The organism is Veillonellales bacterium, assembly GCA_039680175.1.
In the GTDB taxonomy this organism is placed as follows: Bacteria; Bacillota; Negativicutes; order JAAYSF01; family JAAYSF01; genus JBDKTO01.
Genome location: JBDKTO010000012.1, coordinates 1 through 16,990 on the forward strand (window position 1 = coordinate 1; position 16,990 = coordinate 16,990).

Consider the following 16,990-nt stretch of genomic DNA (forward strand, 5'->3'; position numbering starts at 1 on the left):
CTCCTTCTTCGAATTGTGGTTGTCAGGCCACTCATATTCTAACATAAGGAGGTTCTTTCCTTATCTTTAAGAATTTTTCCCTACCCCCAGTTTAACTGGGGGTTTTATCATGCCTCTTCGGCGACAATAAACAAAAGGCATGCCAAGTTCGGCATGCCTTTAAATTTTATCATTCGCTGTCTCAGTATATCTTCTATATAAGCATTTCCTAATTTCCGTTATTTTATGTCCGTAATCTAAACTTTAAATTTACTGATAACGCTTTGTAAATCCTGGGCCATCCGGGCAAGCCCCTGGCTTGCCGACGCTATTTCTTCCATGGAGGCGGACTGTTCCTCCGCCGCGGCGGAAACCGTTTGTGTCTGCCCCCCATTATCCTTACTTATTTTATCAACCGCTTTTACCGAGCTAACAATCTGCTGGCTGCCCTCGGTCAGTTGCTGAATCGCAGCTGAAATTTCCTTCACTTGGCTTGAAACCTGGTTGACGATGGTCATAATTTCATTGAAAGCTTCTCCTGCCTGGCTGACCACCTCAGTGCCGACCTTAACCTCACGTGTTCCGTCGCCCATGGCAGCAACAGCCCGTTCGGTATCCCCTTGTATTTCACCTATCAAGTCGGCGATTTTACTTGCCGCCTCCTGTGATTGCTCCGCCAGTTTTCGCACTTCTTCCGCTACCACCGCAAACCCGCGTCCCTGCTCACCGGCGCGCGCCGCTTCTATCGCCGCATTTAACGCCAGCAAATTGGTCTGTCCGGCAATCCCTGAAATCGCGGCGACAATTTCACCAATCTCCTTAGACCGCTCACCCAGTTTCGCTACCACTTGAGCTGAATTGCCGACAGTCTTTTCAATGCTGGACATCTGGCTAACCGCAGCAGCAGCCGACTTGCCGCCAGCCTGTGCCGCGTCAGCCGCCTTTTCCGCTACGCCTGCCACTGAATTGGCACTGGTCGCCACCTGTTGAATGCCTGCCGACATTTGCTCTATTACTGCCGATGCTTCGTCAACGGCAGTAACCTGCCGATCAGTTCCCCGGGCAATATCGGTAACTGCGGCCGCTATTTGATTTGTTGCCTGGGCAGATTGCTCTGCACTGGCATTAAGTTCTTCGGAAGACGCCGCAACATGTTGAGACTGACTTTGGACCTGTTTTACCAAATCCCGCAGATTGTCGACCATGGAATTAAAACTCTTGGCCAACTCTCCCAGCTCATCGTCTCGGCTGTCAGAATCTAGCTTTTCAACCTGCAAATCTCCCGCTGCAACTCGCACCACTTGATTTCGCATACTCACGATTGGCTTGGCAAATCTGCCGCTTAAATACATTACAATAACCAACGACAGAATGACACAAACGGCGGCAATGACAAACATCATCCATTTGAGATTGTTGATCTCCTGCGTCGCTTCCGCTTCAGGCGCCGTTACAACTAATGTCCAATGCTTGCCGCCCGCCAGATCGATTGGCGTAAATGTCGCAATATTGGTTACCCCGTCAATAAAGGTATATGTTCCCCGCACTTTCTGACCGTCTTCAACACTGGCCTTGCTGAGGGAAAGCAGACGGTCATTTAGCTCCATGTTCCCGAGCTTTAATGCAGGATCAAGCGTCTTTTGCGTAAGACTGAGTTTGCCGACAAATTCCGGTTTCACTCCGTGGGCGATAACCATTCCTTTTTCATCCAGCAGAAAACCATGTCCAGTATCCTTAATTTTAACATCTTTTACAAGATCATTCATCTGCTCAAGCGAATATGTCCCGGTCAGCACCCCTTTCAGCTCACCATTATCCAAGATCGGGACACACAAAATTGCCGACGCCTTTCCGGTAGTCACCGAAACCAGGATTTCTGACACATAGTTCTGTTTTGTACTGATTACTTTCTTAAAATACTCCCGCTCTGCCAGCTGGGCAGTGCTCCCATTGGGGCGGATTGAAAATCCATCCGGGTAAATAAATGTCATCTGATCCAGTTTCCCAATGCGCTGTAACGCGTCTCCCATTCTTTGCTTCAACCCATTTTGATCCTCAACCTTTTTCATGCCCGGTGTGGCAGCCAAATCCTCAAGCTGAATCATAACCGTTCCGACCTGTGTCTGCACACGGTCAGCGTAATCAGCAGCGACTGACTGCGCTGTTTCATCAACGCTTTTCGTCAAACAGCGGCTGGCATAATAGTAGCTCGCTCCGGACAATATACCTAGAGCTAGAATTAAAAGTACTCCTCCTGCCAACATAATACGCACACGAATACTGTTGAATCCATTGCTCATTCTATAATCTCCTCTCCAGTTATAATAATAATACCCATGTTTCGGCAGCGTCCTGCCGAGGACATGGCAACGCTTCTTTCAACCTGCCCCGTGCGAAGGCAGCAAAAACAGCACCAGATGTCAATCCTCTGGTGCTGTTACAATTCTTCGTTGAATCGGCAACCTGGCAATCATAGGTTTTCATCCCCTTAGACCCATGGCTTTGCGTCACTATCTTTCGATAAATTTGCTAAATATTCTTATATTTTATTATTATTTTACATTATTTATCCATTTATGTCAAGCACTGCGTTTTCCTGCAGTTTCTTCTGGCTCCTGAACAAACAAAGTAAGCGCAAACCCGATTACCGGTAAAAAAGCCAGCAAATCAAACACCCATAACAATCCCGACACATCGGCAAGCCAGCCCAGTCCCATAACGCCCAAAGCACCAAGACCAATACTGAATCCCAGCGTCAGACCCGAGGCCATGCCGATATTGGCCGGCATCATTTTCTGGGCCATCACCAGACTGCTGGTAAAGGTTGCCGCCAGCAGCACACTGACAATGGCCAGGAGAATAAATGACCAAATGCCGCCCAGAATAGTGAAGAGATATAGCAGCGGCGCAACCGGCAAAATAGAATACAGCATTACCTTTCTGCTGCCGTAATGATCGCTGAACGGACCGCCCAATAAAGTTCCCACTGCTCCGGCAGCTAAATAAACCGTCAATAATGATGCGGCATAAACCGGGCTTCCCTGCAAAAAAGAAGTGTAGTACAACGGCACAAAAGTATTAATACCGGAATTAACTGTCGCCCGTACAAGCACCATTCCCAGCAGCGCCAGCAGCGGTAAATTCAGCAAAATTGCCGTTTTGCCCTTACTCGAGCTGCTCTTGTGCGCCTGGGGCAGACGGTTAAATTGCTTCATAGCGAAAAGCAGCAGTACACTAATTACAATATTTGGCAGCACAAATACGTAAAGGAAATGGGAATTGCCCATCAGTAAGGTCCCCAGCAGCAGCGAACCGAGGGCAAAGCCCGCATTCCCGCCAACGGAAAATAGACTGGCCCCCTTCCCCTTCATTTTACCGCTGAGCCAATTCACCATTTTCGCCCCTTCAGGATGAAAAACAGCGCTGCCAAATCCACTGACCGCCGTACACAACAAGACCAATGAATAACTGGGCACCAGCAGCGAAGCCAGCATTACCGCCCCTGTTATAAAACAGCCCAGGGGCATCCGCCACGGACGTGACTTTCGATCACTCAGGTAGCCAAAAACAGGCTGGCTGACAGAAGAGGTTATATTCTGCAGCAGCACAATCGCCGTTAATTCCGCATAATTCAAACCAAACTTGACTTTAAAAAAAGGCAGCGCCACAAATAACGCACCCATTGATAAATCAGTCACAGCATGTGCCGCGGCAATTAACCAAATGGAACGCGGCACATTTTTTACAAATCCAAACACCGGATCCACTTCCCCTCGCTTATTTGACAATTGGATTTTAATAGGATGATATTGATTTAATCACATCAGTATGCTCCCTATTATAGTCCTAAAATTGAGATTTTGCATGAACAATATTGCTTACTTATAGCACGATATTGATATCACAGGGAGAAACAGTATGCTTATTGCCAGCAGCGGTCAACCAATTAATCCGCATAAGAGTCATGAATTTCCTATTACGATCAGGTGAATTGAAAATTACGAAAAACGATCTCATCCTCAACGATACAGAGGATGAGATCAAATGAAACTTAATACAGGCGGAGTCTGAACCCTATCTGTATTTTAATTATTTTTTCAGTCTGGCGCGAACCGACCGGACAATTTCCCGGGCAAAAGGCCCCAGATTTGAATCTGCATAGGCTTTTAATGTTCCCACTGCTACTTGCCGGATAGCGGCCTTGATAAGTCTCGGATCCGTAACATTTTTTTGCCGCAATGTTTCTTCCAGGTGTACCGCCGCTGTCAGTACATTTTCAGCCGCCGACTTATTAATAGCCGTTACCAAGTCGGCTCTTCCAACCACGATATCGCCCATTGCCGCAAACAATTCGGCAGCAACAGACACCATGTCACTCGGCTGCTCATCAACAATAATCACCGGACGCTGGCCCAGCAGCATTTCATCCGCCTGACTGACAAACTTAGCATTAATGCACCGAATATGCCGGGCCGAGGTCTGGCGCAGTACCTGACTGTCAACATTCGTCGCAATATTAATCACCTGCAGTGTCTGGGGCTGCTGATTAAAATCCTTGATGCAGCTGATCACTTCCTGGTCAGGCACCGCTAAAATCACCGTACCCAGTTTAACCAGCTCCTCCATGCTTTCCACGACCGGTAATTTCAGTTCTTCGCCAACCGTCTTTAACCGATCCGCATCCCGGTCGAATAAATACAAATCTGCCGTATCGGCCAGTCTGACCGCTAAAGCCCGCCCCATCCGGCCGGTTCCAATCAATCCTACCGCCATATTCTGCCTCCATTCGCTGAAAAAAGATCTACCTTACCATTCTATGATGTTTCCCATCCGTGGGGAACATCACCTGGAATCAAATACCCGGTCGTAAATATATTTCATGCCGACATCAATAGCCTCGCAAACCGACATAAACAAAATCACAACGAAAACAGCCACTCGTTCCAACATCACTTCACCCCTGCAGCCAAGTCTGCAATACAGGAATCAGAACCGGCACATAGAGAAAATGCAGGAATTCAAACAGCAGCAGTCCCACGATTCCCCCTACCACCGAACCATTGATCCGAATCCACTGCAAATCATCGCCGGCTTTTTCTTCAATAAATTGATTCAAACTCCGGTCGGTCAACCCATCCAGAGCACTGCGGGTAACGGCTCCCACCAAATGATGCTCTGTTTCCAGAATATCATTGACCGCTTCCTGCACATACCCCTCGATCCAGTCCTGAAGACGCGTATCGGTTTTAAACTGTTCCCAATATTGGAGAATCTGAGCGGAAAGCCAGGCCATTATCGGCGAAACTTGTCCGTCTGCCGGCGTTTTTACGGAGTCAATGCCCCGTTCAATCAAATCGGACAGCACCTCTTTCAAACTAATCCGGTCAATGAGCTCGACCTGCCAGCTGTTGATGGAATGAGCAAATTCAGTATCCTGCTCCAAGCGAAGGGCAATCGCAGACATTCGCTGCCGCAGCCAGGGACGCAGCGGATGATCCGGTTGCCGAACCGCCTGTAATGCCACCAGAATCTCAACCTGCAAAGCTTCTGCCGCTTCGGCCAGGTTCACCGCATCCACCGCTTCCAGCACATTTCTAATCAGCACTTTCCACCAGGAATCCGTCATCTGGCTGCTATACCGTTCTAAATACTGGTAAATCGCAGCTTTAGTCTGCTCACGCCGCACATAACGAATCAATTCTTCCAGCAACCCGTCAATCAGCCGTTCATCATACCGTTTTCCTAAAACCCGACGGATGATCCGGCTGATCCATGGCGCCAATTGAGCAATCTGCCACTGTTTTTTCAAAAAACTTTCCACCCGGCCGGCAGCCTGCAAGGTATCCATTTCCGTTAAAATCGCCTGAATTCCTTTCGCCGCGGCGGCGGCCAGCCGTCCCCGATCATTTTTCTCCTCCACCCAGCGGATAAAACTGCGAACTAAATGAATACCGGTTAATCGGCGGCGAATCGACTCCTTGCTCAGCAGCTCATACTGGACGGAACGAACCAGCGCCTCCACAATCTTTAGCCGGCTGCGGGGAATAATGGCCGTATGCCAGGGAAATCCCAGCGGTTTGCCAAACAGGGCTGTAACGGCAAACCAGTCGGCTATACCGCCTACCAGCGCCGCCTCCAATGTCGTATATCCCATTTCCAGCAGCAGGCTGTCCCGGCAGCAGAGCCTTAACAGCAGCGTAACTATAAATAATAGAAAGACCACGGCCAACGTCCGGTTTGCCGCCTTTCGGTTTCTCATTCGCTACCACCTGTACAAAATTTTTTTACACGGTTTTGCCTTTGTCGACGATATAAAAATTTATAACATCCACAAATTTTTTAGCTATAAACCATCCGCTATACGCTATGAGCAAAAAAAGTGAGCAAAAAAATCAGCATACCGGCAATGCCGCCAACTACCGATCCGTTAATCCGGATCATCTGCAAGTCGTCGCCCACCTTATCTTCAATAAACTCCACCAGCATAGCATTGGTAAACTGATTTAGCCCGGTTTTTACCGTCAATCCGATCTGGTCATGATGCTGCTCCACCAGAGTATGCAGCCCGCTTTTAATTTCACGGTCAAGGGATGCCTGCTGTCCATTGTTGGCTTTAAATCCGGCAATCATCCGGTCAATCTGCCAATTGAGCCACTTTACTAATTTCAGCATTTCGCCAACCGGCCTTGTCCCTGCCGTCTGCCGCAAAAACGTCACCAGTGAAATGATCTGCGCACTGATATTGACCTGATGTATCAGCTTCATTTTCCAGTCTTCCACCTTTGTCTGAACCCCGCTGTCCGTCTTCAGCGCCACAATCGCTTCTTCCAGCCATTTGGTAATCTTTTCTCGTGCCGGGTGGTGAGCATTTTTCATGTCCTGTAAACAGTCAATTAATTTTTCCTGCACCAAACCGGCCAGCTGAAGCGGTGAAATCGCCAGAACGGCAGCTACCAGCTTCCGTCCGGTCATATCCCGCTCGTAGGCTCTCTGAGCCTCGGACAGAATAACGGCCAATTGTTCCCTTACCGCTTGCTGTCCGGCCAGTCGTATCAGTTCAGCCAAAATGAAGGAAACAAGCCGGTCGGTGTACCCGCTGCGAAGGGACCATTCCATAATTTGAGCCGCCAGCGGTGCCGCCTTCACCTTGTCCACATTGCGCACCAACAGTTCTTCCAGCAGCAAGCCGATTTCTTCCCCATCCATTTTATCCAGAAGATCCAGCACTACTCTGCGGATAATCGCTTTTACAGCTTCTTTCCCGCCATGCTGTTCCAGGTATTGAATCAGAAATTCGGCGAAATTATACCGTTCCAGTTCGCTCATTATATTTTCTTTCGTCAGCAGTTCCTGTTCCACCATATCGGTTAACGCTTGAAAAATCCGCTCCCGGTTGCGGGGAATGATGGCAGTACGGAAAGGAATGCCCAGGGGCTTGCGAAATAAGGCGGTAACGGCAAACCAATCTGCCAGACCGCCAACCATGGCAGCCTGGCAGCCGCTGGCGATTAAACCGCCGAAAAAGCTGTGACTAAAAGGATAACTAGCCAAAAACCCCAGGGAAACCGTCCCTAACGTTATGGTTGCCTTATACCGGTTTGACTTCATAAAACCACCTGTTCGTCTTGTCTCCCCTAATAGCTCTGGCTCTGAAATTCACTGATATTCAAAGTGGCATCACTTGTCTCATCCATCGTAATGGCTACCGTATCGCCGACTTTGGCTAAGGGCAGCTTGGGTGACGTATTGACAGTGCCGACAAAAATCCGGGAATCGCCTTCCAGCATAAAATAAAAATAGGATTCGCCGCCTTTGGCCGCCGCCGATATCCGGCTGATGCGGCCCTGCAGGGTGACTTGCTTATTGTTGCTGCCGGGAACAAACAAATTGCCCTTGCTGCTTAAATTCTGCCGGTAAGCCCGGAGGGCGCTTTCGATGTCCGGCCCCACCCCGACCACATTATAATTTTCTACCGAAATAAAGGCAACGGACTTCAGCAGACCCTCTTTATCCTTTAGCGGCGCAATATAGGTTGGCACGCCGTTGATATTGTACAAAATCGGATACCCGGCCCGGTAGCCCTTTTCCTGCACCTGTCCTTCCGCCGATTTTGTCGCCCCGGCTTCATTGGCCCCGGCTACTTTATACCATTTCGCTTCTTTGCTGCGGGAATTGACCAGGATGAACCCTACCGTGCTTTCATCCCTGCCGGAAGAAGTAATACCCGTATACCAATAGACGCTGTTATCATTGCCATAAATCAAATGCAATCCATTCCCGGTCGGCTTTAACGTTCCCGTTTTCGCAAAAACGCTGTTCCAAAAGCCATTTACATATTCTCCCCAGTCCCGGATTTGAGAATAAATAAACTCTTCCGGCTGTACCCGGTCTACCCAGTCCGGCACGTCATCCAAACTATAGCGCTTCATCTCTCCTGTCTGGGCGTTCACAAGAACCACCCCGACGGCATCATGGCCCAGATAACCTACCTTATTCTTATAAAGTGTCACTACCCAGTAAGGATTCAACTCATCGTCCACTTCAAAAGAAAAGTCCGCCATCCCCACATTTACAATGCCATGGAAATACAGATAACGGGGTAAATAATCCATAATAAAACCCCTGGTCTGATACTTAAGATAAATATCCTTGCCGTTGACATTTTGAATCAGCCGTACATCCTGAGGGTTGGTAGCCGATACCATCACATAGCCTTTACTGCCCAGCCGGTAATTGGAGAGCCATTGGAAAATGCCCCGGTGCTCCAGTGGTCCCACATAATATAATTTATTTTGTATTTTTTGCAATACCAGCTTCCCTGATTGAACTTCACTGCCTAAAGCAGGAACCTCGCCGATTTTTTTATCTGCCAGCTTTTTCGCCGTCTCTTCATCAATAATCCGAATCTGGGATAAATTAATCGGCTCCACATCCGCGGTAAAAGAACTCTCCTTCACCTCTCCCAGCAAATTGCGGAAAGACTGATTGTAAAACAAAGGAGTGCTGGTCAAGAAAGGAAAAATAAACAAATTGGCAACACCGGCAATCAGCAAAAACGCCCCCAGCACAGCCACAAACTTATAACGTTTTACCAGCCAGTTGTATTTTTGATAATCCGTAATATTGACGACATTAAGCCGGTCCTGAAACAGCCAGGGCAGCAAACGCCGCAATACTTCCCCAAAAACAGTACCGGCAATAAACTGCCGGAATTTATTCATCATGGCTAAAAGGGGTACAAATAAAAACACCATCCCCCATACGATCAGCAGCATCGACCAATCGGTAAATCCTAATGCCAATACAGGCATCTCCAAATAGAAATAAGCGAAATTAAACAGTATAAATAACAATACCGCAGCCAGCATAGGATTATCCCCTCTCAAAAAATCCCCCATTATATCTTTATCTTATGTGATTTCCCCTGTATTATCACAATTCCTGCAAAAATGTTAAATGGTTTTTGGCTCATAGCCCTATTCCCCTCTAGAAAGAGGGGTGGCGCAAAGCGACGGGGTGTGTACGTTATTGGGCTCATAGCTCATAGCTCATAGCTCATAGCTCATAGCTCATAGCTCATAGCTCATAGCCAAAATTGTCTATTGGAAGCACTGGCTCTGCAAGGCAAAAATCAGCCTGGTCTATCCCAGGCTGATTTTATTATACTATAATTTGCGAATAATATGATATAAGGAATCCCGTTCTACCGGAACGCGGCCGGCCTGACGAATCACATCAATCATAGTCTGCTTGCTCAGACACTTGGATGACTTGACACCGGCAGCATGCATAATCTTTTCCTCACTGACCGTACCGTCAATATCGTTGGCGCCAAACCCAAGAGCCAGCTGGGCGATAGGCAGGGTAAGCATAATCCAGTACGCTTTGATATTTTTAAAATTATCCAGCAGCAGCCGGGAAACCGCCATAGTTTTTAAATCATCCCAAACACTGGTGCGGTGAATCTGACTCTCCAATGCCGTGTTGCCAGGCTGAAAGGGAAAGCAGATAAAGGTTTGAAACCCACCGGTTTCATCCTGCAGTTCCCTAAGCGACAATAAATGGTCAACTCGTTCTTCCAATGTTTCAATATGCCCGTACAGCATGCTGGCATTCGTGGGAATCCCCATGCTGTGGGCAGTGCGAACCACCTCCAGCCACTGAGCCGCACTGGCCTTATTGGGGCAAAGCTTGGTACGCACCCGGTCGGACAGGATCTCCGCCCCGCCGCCCGGCATAGAATTCATGCCGGCATCCAGCAGGATTTGCAGCACCTCCCGGATTGACTTGCCGGAGATTGCAACAAAATGCCAGACTTCGACGGCGGTAAAGGCTTTTAAATGAATTTCTGGAAATTCCGCTCGCAGCGCCCTGATGATATCCACATAATACTCGAAAGGCCACGTGGGATGCAGCCCGCTGACAATATGCAGTTCCTTCAGGTCACTATCGCACGCCGCCCTCCTGGCAATCTCCAGCACTCGCTCCTTGGTCATTGCATAAGCACCGTCGCTGTCCCCGTCACGGCCAAAAGCGCAAAACTTGCAGCGGGAACTGCAAATATTCGTCAGGTTAATATGCCTGTTCACATTAAAATAGACAAAATCGCCGCTGATCCGCTTTCTCGCCAAATCCGCCAGATACCCCAGCCAGGCTAAATCATTGCCCTGAAACAGTGCCAGTCCGTCTTCTTTCGTAAGGCGTTCGCCGCGGCGTACTTTACCTTCTATCGCAGTAAGTATTGATTTCAATATAGTGCCACTCCTTTCAGCATATAATTCAGCACGCAGCCCGCTTCTTCCTGCTAAAAGGCGACACAAACAGTCATTATGCAGCAACTTTTCGCTTTGTTTTTTTAGTATGCGGCGAAGTACGAACGCTAACTCTGTTTAGCATCACAAAATACGGCTATTTCTTTTGCGCCTTGATTAAGTCCAGAATGCCGGTTTCTTGTATCGTTTTTGATATTTTTTTGCTGTCGGAAATCCACTTTTCTTCTGATTTTTGGGGGCCTAAATATTCGACCTGCAATCCCATATTTTCCACACTCTTTTTGAATTCGGCGTCCTCAATCATTGCCTTGAATCCTTCAACCAATTTGGCTTTTACCTCCGGCGGCATATCTTTCGGCGCTGCCACCCCAAACCAATTTGTATAGGCAATATCAAACCCCTGCTCTTTCAAAGTCGGCACGCCGGCAAAATCCGGATCGGTCAGCCGCTGTTCTCCTGTCACTGCCAGCACTCTTACCGTACCGCTTTTCATATGCTCTTTAACCGTGGCTGGATTAACAATGGCAACCTGGACGTGTCCCCCCAGCAATGCGGTAATTGCTTCACCTGAACTGCGGAATGGAACTTGTTCAAGTGTGGTACCCGCCGCCTTGCCGATCATTTCGCCAATCACATGAGGAAATGAGCCAATGCCGCTATGACTAAACTTTAGTTGTCCCGGATGCTGTCTGGCATAATTGACTAAATCATCAACATTTTGCCACGGCTGCTCAGTCTGAACTGCCAATGTCCAAGATGAAGCTGTCATTTGTGCCAGAGGTTGTAAATCGGTTAAATAATTGTATTTTGTCATACCATACAACGGCAACACTAATAATTCAGCCGCGGTTATCCCAACGGTATAGCCATCCGGCCTGGCTCCGGCCACTTCATTCCAGCCGATGGTACCTGCGCTTCCGGGCTTGTTGACAACAATCAGCGGCTGCCCCAGATATTTAGGTGCCTCTTTTTCCATGACCCGGGCTATCAGATCTGCTGCTCCCCCGGCACTAAACGTCACAATGACTGTAATAGGTTTCTCCGGATATTTCCCGGTGGTACTTACCGCTTTGTTTTGCATCCCGCTGCACCCCCCCAGCAAAATAGAAATCAGCAGCAAACAAACTGCCGACAACACCAAGGATTTGTTTCGCATTACACGCCGCCTCCTTTTTTATGATTTTAGCAGGAACTGCTTATTTCTTTTGCGCCTTGATTACATCCAAAATGCCGGTTTCCTGCACTACCCGGGTAAAAATCCGGTTGTCGGCCAGCCATTTTTCACCGAATCCTCTTGCATCCACATATTCAACCTGCAGTCCCATATTGTTCATTTCCTGCTGAAATTCCGGATCAGTGACAGCTGCCTTGAGTCCTGCTTCCAGTTCAGTTTTTACCTCTATCGGCAGATCTTTCGGAGCCGCAACGCCGTACCAATTATTTAACATAACATTAAGGCCCTGTTCCTTAAATGTCGGCACATCGGCAAGTAACGGTTCCTTCAGCCGTTTTTCACCAGTCACTGCCAATACTTTTACTGTACCGTTTCTCACATGCTCTTTAACGACCATAGGATTCACAACAATAAGCTGAACATGCCCTCCCAGCAACGCCGTGGTCACTTCACCTGCTCCGCGGAAGGGAACTTGTTCCATCTTAATCCCAGCTGCCTCCCCAAATAATTCTCCGATTACATGGGGAAAGGACCCTACACCGCCATGGCCAAACTTTAATTGACCCGGATGACTTTTCCCGTAGGCAATTAATTCATCGAGCGTCTGCCACGGCTGTCCCGTTTGAATCGCTATGACCATTGGCACAGCTGATACTTGCGCCAGCGGTTCCAAAGCGGTCGGGTAATTATATTTTGTCGAATCATACAAAGGCAAACACAGCATGTCGGCTGCAACCATGCCAATCGTATACCCATCCGGACTGGATCCGGCCAATTCGTTCCAGCCAACGGCACCTGCCCCTCCGGGTTTATTCACAACAATTAACGGCTGCCCCAGCTGCTTAGCCGCTCCCTTTTCCAACGCCCGTGCTGCCAAATCCAAACCACCACCAACGCTGAATGGTACAATGATTGTAATTGGTTTTCCCGGATATTTTGTTGTCTTAGCAGCCGGTTGCGTTGCTTTACTACAACCGCTGGATAATATGGTTATCACAAACAAACATCCTACCAAGCACAGAATCTTTTTTTTCACTCTAACGCCTCCTCGCTAAATCATCGACGCACTTTAACACTTGATCTTCTCACGGGCATTGCCGGCTTTATAAAGCCATTTCCCGGCACTATAAACAAGAACAACCGCCCCAAAACTCAGGATAGTGCCGGCAATAGGCCGGGTAACAAGCGACCAGATGCTGCCGTTGCAAATAATCAACCCCTGTACCAACCCCCTCTCCAATTCGGGGCCGATGACCATGCCGATAATCAGCGGTGCCGGTTCAAACCCCGTCCGGTGCAGAAAAAAACCCAGTATGCCAAAAAGAACCACCCACAGCAGATCAAATACGCTATTATTAACAGCATAGGCACCGGTTAAAGTAACGACTGCCACCAGAGGCATCAGAATGTTGAGCGGTGTTCTCAACAGCTGAACAAACACGCCGATGAGGGGCAAATTAATAATCAGCAGCAGTACGTTGCCGATATACATACTAACAATCAGTCCCCAGAACAATTCCGGCTGCTGGGTGATCAGCGCCGGACCGGGGGTAATCCCGTGAATCATAAAACCGCTGAGTAAAATAGCCGTGGCACCGCAAAAAGGCAATCCCAAAGACAATAGTGGAATCATTGTCGCAGCAATAGCGGAATTATTGGCCGCTTCGGGACCAGCCACTCCCTCAATCGCGCCGTGGCCGAACTCAGCCGGATTTTTGCTGCAGCGTTTTTCCAGCGCATAGGACACAAAACTGGATATTGTTGCTGCCGGACCGGGCAGCAGCCCGACCAGGAAACCGGCAATGCCGCCGCGGAACATCGCCGGTACCGACCGCCGCCACTCCTCCCGGTTAGGATACAAATCCCGGATTTTCAGCCGCGGTATTTCAGGGTGATCCTCCGGCTGTGTCATTACCGTAAGAATCTCCCCGATGCCGAATACCCCCATGGCCAAAATGGATAAATCAAAACCCCTGTCCAATTCTCCGATTCCAAAAGTAAAACGGCTGATCCCTGACAAGCTGTCCAAGCCGACGGTCCCCAGCATAACTCCGATAGCAGCCATCAACCCGGATTTGAGAATGGAAGTACCGGTCAACTTTGTCAGCACAATCAATCCTACCAGAGCAAGCGCAAAATATTCCGGCGGTCCAAAAGCCAGAGCCGCCTGGGCCAGGGGCGGGGCAAACAGCGTCAGTCCGATTACCCCGATTGTACCGGCAATAAACGATCCTATCGCCGCCACCGCCAGCGCCGCCCCTCCCCGTCCTTTTTGTCCCATGGGGTAACCGTCCAGACAGGTTACTGTGGATGCCGCCTCTCCCGGAACATTCAGTAGAATAGAGGTAGTGGAACCACCGTACTTTGAGCCATAGTAGATACCGGCAAACAGAATCAGGGCAGTCGTGCTGTCCATGCCATAGCTAAAGGGCAGCAGCATCGCAATGGTGCTGACGGTATCAATTCCCGGCAGCACTCCCACCAGTGTTCCAATAAGAACGCCAATAATACAGGCCGACAAATTTCCCGGGGAAATGCTGATATAAAATCCCTGCAGCAGCAGACTCCATACATCCAATTGTTATCCCCCCAGCTATGGTAATACTACTCCTAAAAATTTTTGAAACAACAAGTATAAGGCAGTAGAAGAACCCGCCGCAAGAATTAAAGGCGCAAGCCAATTCTCCGAATCCGCCACTTTGAACAAATACAGCAGCAATATAAACGTGGTCGCAAAATAGCCGAGCATATTGAAAAGAACAACATAAAACAATAGACCAAGAATAAGAAATACAAACTTGGTCCAATCGGCTTTTCCCCTTTTTTCAAGCTTTTTGCAACTTACTTGTCCAATAATGAGCACCAGCGACAGCATAGCGGCCGCAATTCCGGTCAAAATCGGCAGAAAACCCGATTTGGGCGCACTAAGAGTACCAAACGTAAGCTGATATGATTCAAACAGATAAATCGCACTGACAGCTAAAAAAGCCAGCGTCATTATTTTTTCCGCCATAATCCACCGCCTCTGGCCTGAATTGTTCTTCTCTCGTCTTATCGCTCCAAGCATCTCAGACCGGATTGAATCTTATTTCAAAAACAGTTCCCTGTCCCGGCTCGCTTTCAACCGTAATGCTTGCGCCATGGCGCTGTACAATCCGGTAGCAAACAGCCAGCCCTAAGCCCGTTCCTTTTTCCTTGGTCGTAAAAAAGGGAGTACCCAGTTTCTCCTTGATTTCCGGCGAAATACCGATTCCGTGATCCCTGATGGATAACAGCACTTTTGAATCAGCAACCTCGGTACTAATGTCGATCACTCCGCCTCCGGGCATAGCATCTAATCCGTTCCTCACCATATTCAATACAAGCTGCCGAATACAGTTTTGATCGGCAAGCACATTAGGCGTGTCCGCAAATGAAATGTGAATCTCGCAATTATTACGGAGCGCATCCGCCTGCAGCAGCGGATAAATCTCCCGGATCATCTCGTTCAAATTGTTTTCCGTAAGCTCTATCGCCTTGTTTTTCGCCAAAGACAAAAATTCGGTAATAATGCTGTTGGCACGATCGATTTCATCGATCATAAGCTCAAAATCTTCCCTGTATTTAGCAAACTCTTGCTTCTTACCCAAAAACTGCAATAAACCTCTTACTGTTGTCATCGGATTTCGTATTTCATGGGCAATACCGGCCGCCATTTCGCCGATAATATTCAATCGATCAAGACGGGTCATTTTTTCCGTCTGTGCATTAATGTGCTGAAGAATCGGAGTGAGTTCGGCAATCTCACTGCTAAAATTACAGGCATTCCCGGCAAATATCGCTTCCGCAAATAAGGTAAGCTCTCTTTTTAATTTCACAAACACATCGCGAAAGATCGCAAAACAAGCTAGCATCATAGCAAAAGCGCCTAAAAAAATATTGAACGTTCGCTTCCAAATCATTGCATAAACCGCATCCTGGTTAACAGCAGCAAAAGCATGACCAATAACAATCCCATTCTCTTCAATTGGCCGGACATGAGTAATGGCAGCTGCCCCATGCCAAACAATGGATTGCTTTCTTTCTAAAAACTGGGCCGTATTGGTTTCATAAATTCTTCTATACCGGTCGGAATCGACACCAATCAGCAAGGATGTATCCGACTGAGGACCAATCGCAACGACACTTTCCTGCTGCCGGGAATAATAGCCGAATTTTATAATGTTCGTCGGCACTAAAATATTATCCAGACAAGGCTGAAGTTCTCTATTTACAGCCAAAACCTGTTCTTGAACCGATTGATCGGCAGCACCTTGTCTTGCCGCAATTTCAGCGAAAGAACCGGACGGTTTATGCTTAACTAAAAAAGCTGTAATTGATTCCAGCTTGCTGCCGATTGCAGCATTTTTTGCCTCCGAGTAGCTCCAATGGCTATAGGCTGTAACAGCGGCCATTAATACTACCACGATACATAAAATCTTAATATTTAATCTGGTTATTATATTAAATTCTTTCACAATTTCCGGCACCTCGATGTAACCAGTTTGAAAACCTATATTATTTGCTATATCCATCTTTGTCTTGCAACATTTTTACAGCGACTAATTCGCCTAAAAGATTACAAGTTCCCTTATGCAATATATTGTTTCGCCATTTAATAGCAAATACCTCTTATTTATCCAACATTGTGAATTCGTCCCATGTATGTAGTTCCTTACGAACCTCCAAGTACTGCTTCAGTCGCGTCCTCGTCATTCCTAGCATCTGGAGCACTCTCGGCGATCTCCGCATTATCGCTATAAAACAAAAAAGCACTCACAATGTGAGTGCTCTCTTAACCAGCAACTATCTATCCTCCCAGGCCGTTTCCAGCCAAGTACTTTCGACGTGTATGGGCTTAACTACTGTGTTCGGTATGGGTACAGGTGGAACCCCATAGCTATCGTCACCAGATTCTTAGTTCAGGTGAACATCCTTTTCGGTATATTCCCTGAAAACTTCACAGAAGAAAGTGCATGTTAGTTACTTTTTGCTTAGTCCCCAGCTTACAAGAACATTTTGGATGTTCCTCGCTTTACTCCGAACT

The 16,990-nt window shown here is 47.9% G+C and carries 13 protein-coding genes, 1 rRNA gene and 1 riboswitch; all 14 genes read right to left on the reverse strand.

Going from position 1 to position 16,990, the window contains the following annotated elements; genetic code table 11:
- Positions 1-236: 236 nt before the first annotated feature.
- The gene (locus ABFC84_02010) at positions 237-2,279 is read right to left on the reverse strand and encodes a methyl-accepting chemotaxis protein (protein ID MEN6411521.1); all 2,043 of its coding nucleotides are present in this window, start codon (positions 2,277-2,279) and stop codon (positions 237-239) included.
- Positions 2,280-2,298: 19 nt separating this feature from the next.
- Positions 2,299-2,463 (reverse strand): hypothetical protein, encoded by a 165-nt coding sequence (locus tag ABFC84_02015; protein MEN6411522.1) that lies wholly within the window; start codon positions 2,461-2,463, stop codon positions 2,299-2,301.
- Positions 2,434-2,520, reverse strand: a riboswitch (cyclic di-GMP riboswitch). It overlaps the preceding gene by 30 nt.
- Before the next feature lie 38 nt (positions 2,521-2,558).
- Positions 2,559-3,737, reverse strand: a complete 1,179-nt coding sequence (locus tag ABFC84_02020) for an MFS transporter (protein MEN6411523.1) — start codon at positions 3,735-3,737, stop codon at positions 2,559-2,561.
- 331 nt (positions 3,738-4,068) lie between these two features.
- Positions 4,069-4,752, reverse strand: a complete 684-nt coding sequence (locus tag ABFC84_02025; protein MEN6411524.1) for an NAD(P)-binding domain-containing protein — start codon at positions 4,750-4,752, stop codon at positions 4,069-4,071.
- 181 nt (positions 4,753-4,933) lie between these two features.
- Positions 4,934-6,238 carry a DUF445 domain-containing protein gene (locus ABFC84_02030; GenBank protein ID MEN6411525.1) on the reverse strand — a complete coding sequence of 435 codons (1,305 nt, stop codon included), beginning with the start codon at positions 6,236-6,238 and terminating at the stop codon, positions 4,934-4,936.
- 98 nt (positions 6,239-6,336) lie between these two features.
- Complete coding sequence (locus tag ABFC84_02035) at positions 6,337-7,587, reverse strand: DUF445 domain-containing protein (protein ID MEN6411526.1); 1,251 nt, start codon at positions 7,585-7,587, stop codon at positions 6,337-6,339.
- 26 nt (positions 7,588-7,613) lie between these two features.
- Complete coding sequence (locus ABFC84_02040; protein ID MEN6411527.1) at positions 7,614-9,347, reverse strand: hypothetical protein; 1,734 nt, start codon at positions 9,345-9,347, stop codon at positions 7,614-7,616.
- 297 nt (positions 9,348-9,644) lie between these two features.
- Positions 9,645-10,730 (reverse strand): aminofutalosine synthase MqnE, encoded by a 1,086-nt coding sequence (gene mqnE / locus ABFC84_02045; protein ID MEN6411528.1) that lies wholly within the window; start codon positions 10,728-10,730, stop codon positions 9,645-9,647.
- Between the two features lie 157 nt (positions 10,731-10,887).
- Positions 10,888-11,907 carry a tripartite tricarboxylate transporter substrate binding protein gene (locus ABFC84_02050; protein MEN6411529.1) on the reverse strand — a complete coding sequence of 340 codons (1,020 nt, stop codon included), beginning with the start codon at positions 11,905-11,907 and terminating at the stop codon, positions 10,888-10,890.
- Positions 11,908-11,947: 40 nt separating this feature from the next.
- Complete coding sequence (locus ABFC84_02055) at positions 11,948-12,961, reverse strand: tripartite tricarboxylate transporter substrate binding protein (protein MEN6411530.1); 1,014 nt, start codon at positions 12,959-12,961, stop codon at positions 11,948-11,950.
- Positions 12,962-12,994: 33 nt separating this feature from the next.
- On the reverse strand, positions 12,995-14,503 hold the full coding sequence (locus ABFC84_02060) for a tripartite tricarboxylate transporter permease (protein ID MEN6411531.1): 1,509 nt from the start codon (positions 14,501-14,503) through the stop codon (positions 12,995-12,997).
- A gap of 15 nt (positions 14,504-14,518) precedes the next feature.
- A complete protein-coding gene (locus ABFC84_02065) occupies positions 14,519-14,938 on the reverse strand; it encodes a tripartite tricarboxylate transporter TctB family protein (GenBank protein ID MEN6411532.1) in 420 nt (139 codons plus the stop codon).
- 55 nt (positions 14,939-14,993) lie between these two features.
- Positions 14,994-16,478, reverse strand: a complete 1,485-nt coding sequence (locus ABFC84_02070; GenBank protein ID MEN6411533.1) for an ATP-binding protein — start codon at positions 16,476-16,478, stop codon at positions 14,994-14,996.
- 262 nt (positions 16,479-16,740) lie between these two features.
- A 5S ribosomal RNA gene (rrf, locus tag ABFC84_02075) occupies positions 16,741-16,857 on the reverse strand.
- Positions 16,858-16,990 lie beyond the last annotated feature (133 nt).

Bases quoted from the DNA above. Each gene is read 5' to 3' on its own strand.
- ABFC84_02010 (MEN6411521.1), bottom strand. From the start codon at position 2,279: ATGAGCAATGGATTCAACAGTATTCGTGTGCGTATTATGTTGGCAGGA.
- ABFC84_02015 (MEN6411522.1), bottom strand. From the start codon at position 2,463: ATGAAAACCTATGATTGCCAGGTTGCCGATTCAACGAAGAATTGTAAC.
- ABFC84_02025 (MEN6411524.1), bottom strand. From the start codon at position 4,752: ATGGCGGTAGGATTGATTGGAACCGGCCGGATGGGGCGGGCTTTAGCG.
- ABFC84_02030 (MEN6411525.1), bottom strand. From the start codon at position 6,238: ATGAGAAACCGAAAGGCGGCAAACCGGACGTTGGCCGTGGTCTTTCTA.
- ABFC84_02035 (MEN6411526.1), bottom strand. From the start codon at position 7,587: ATGAAGTCAAACCGGTATAAGGCAACCATAACGTTAGGGACGGTTTCC.
- ABFC84_02040 (MEN6411527.1), bottom strand. From the start codon at position 9,347: ATGCTGGCTGCGGTATTGTTATTTATACTGTTTAATTTCGCTTATTTC.
- ABFC84_02050 (MEN6411529.1), bottom strand. From the start codon at position 11,907: ATGCGAAACAAATCCTTGGTGTTGTCGGCAGTTTGTTTGCTGCTGATT.
- ABFC84_02065 (MEN6411532.1), bottom strand. From the start codon at position 14,938: ATGGCGGAAAAAATAATGACGCTGGCTTTTTTAGCTGTCAGTGCGATT.
- ABFC84_02070 (MEN6411533.1), bottom strand. From the start codon at position 16,478: ATGGATATAGCAAATAATATAGGTTTTCAAACTGGTTACATCGAGGTG.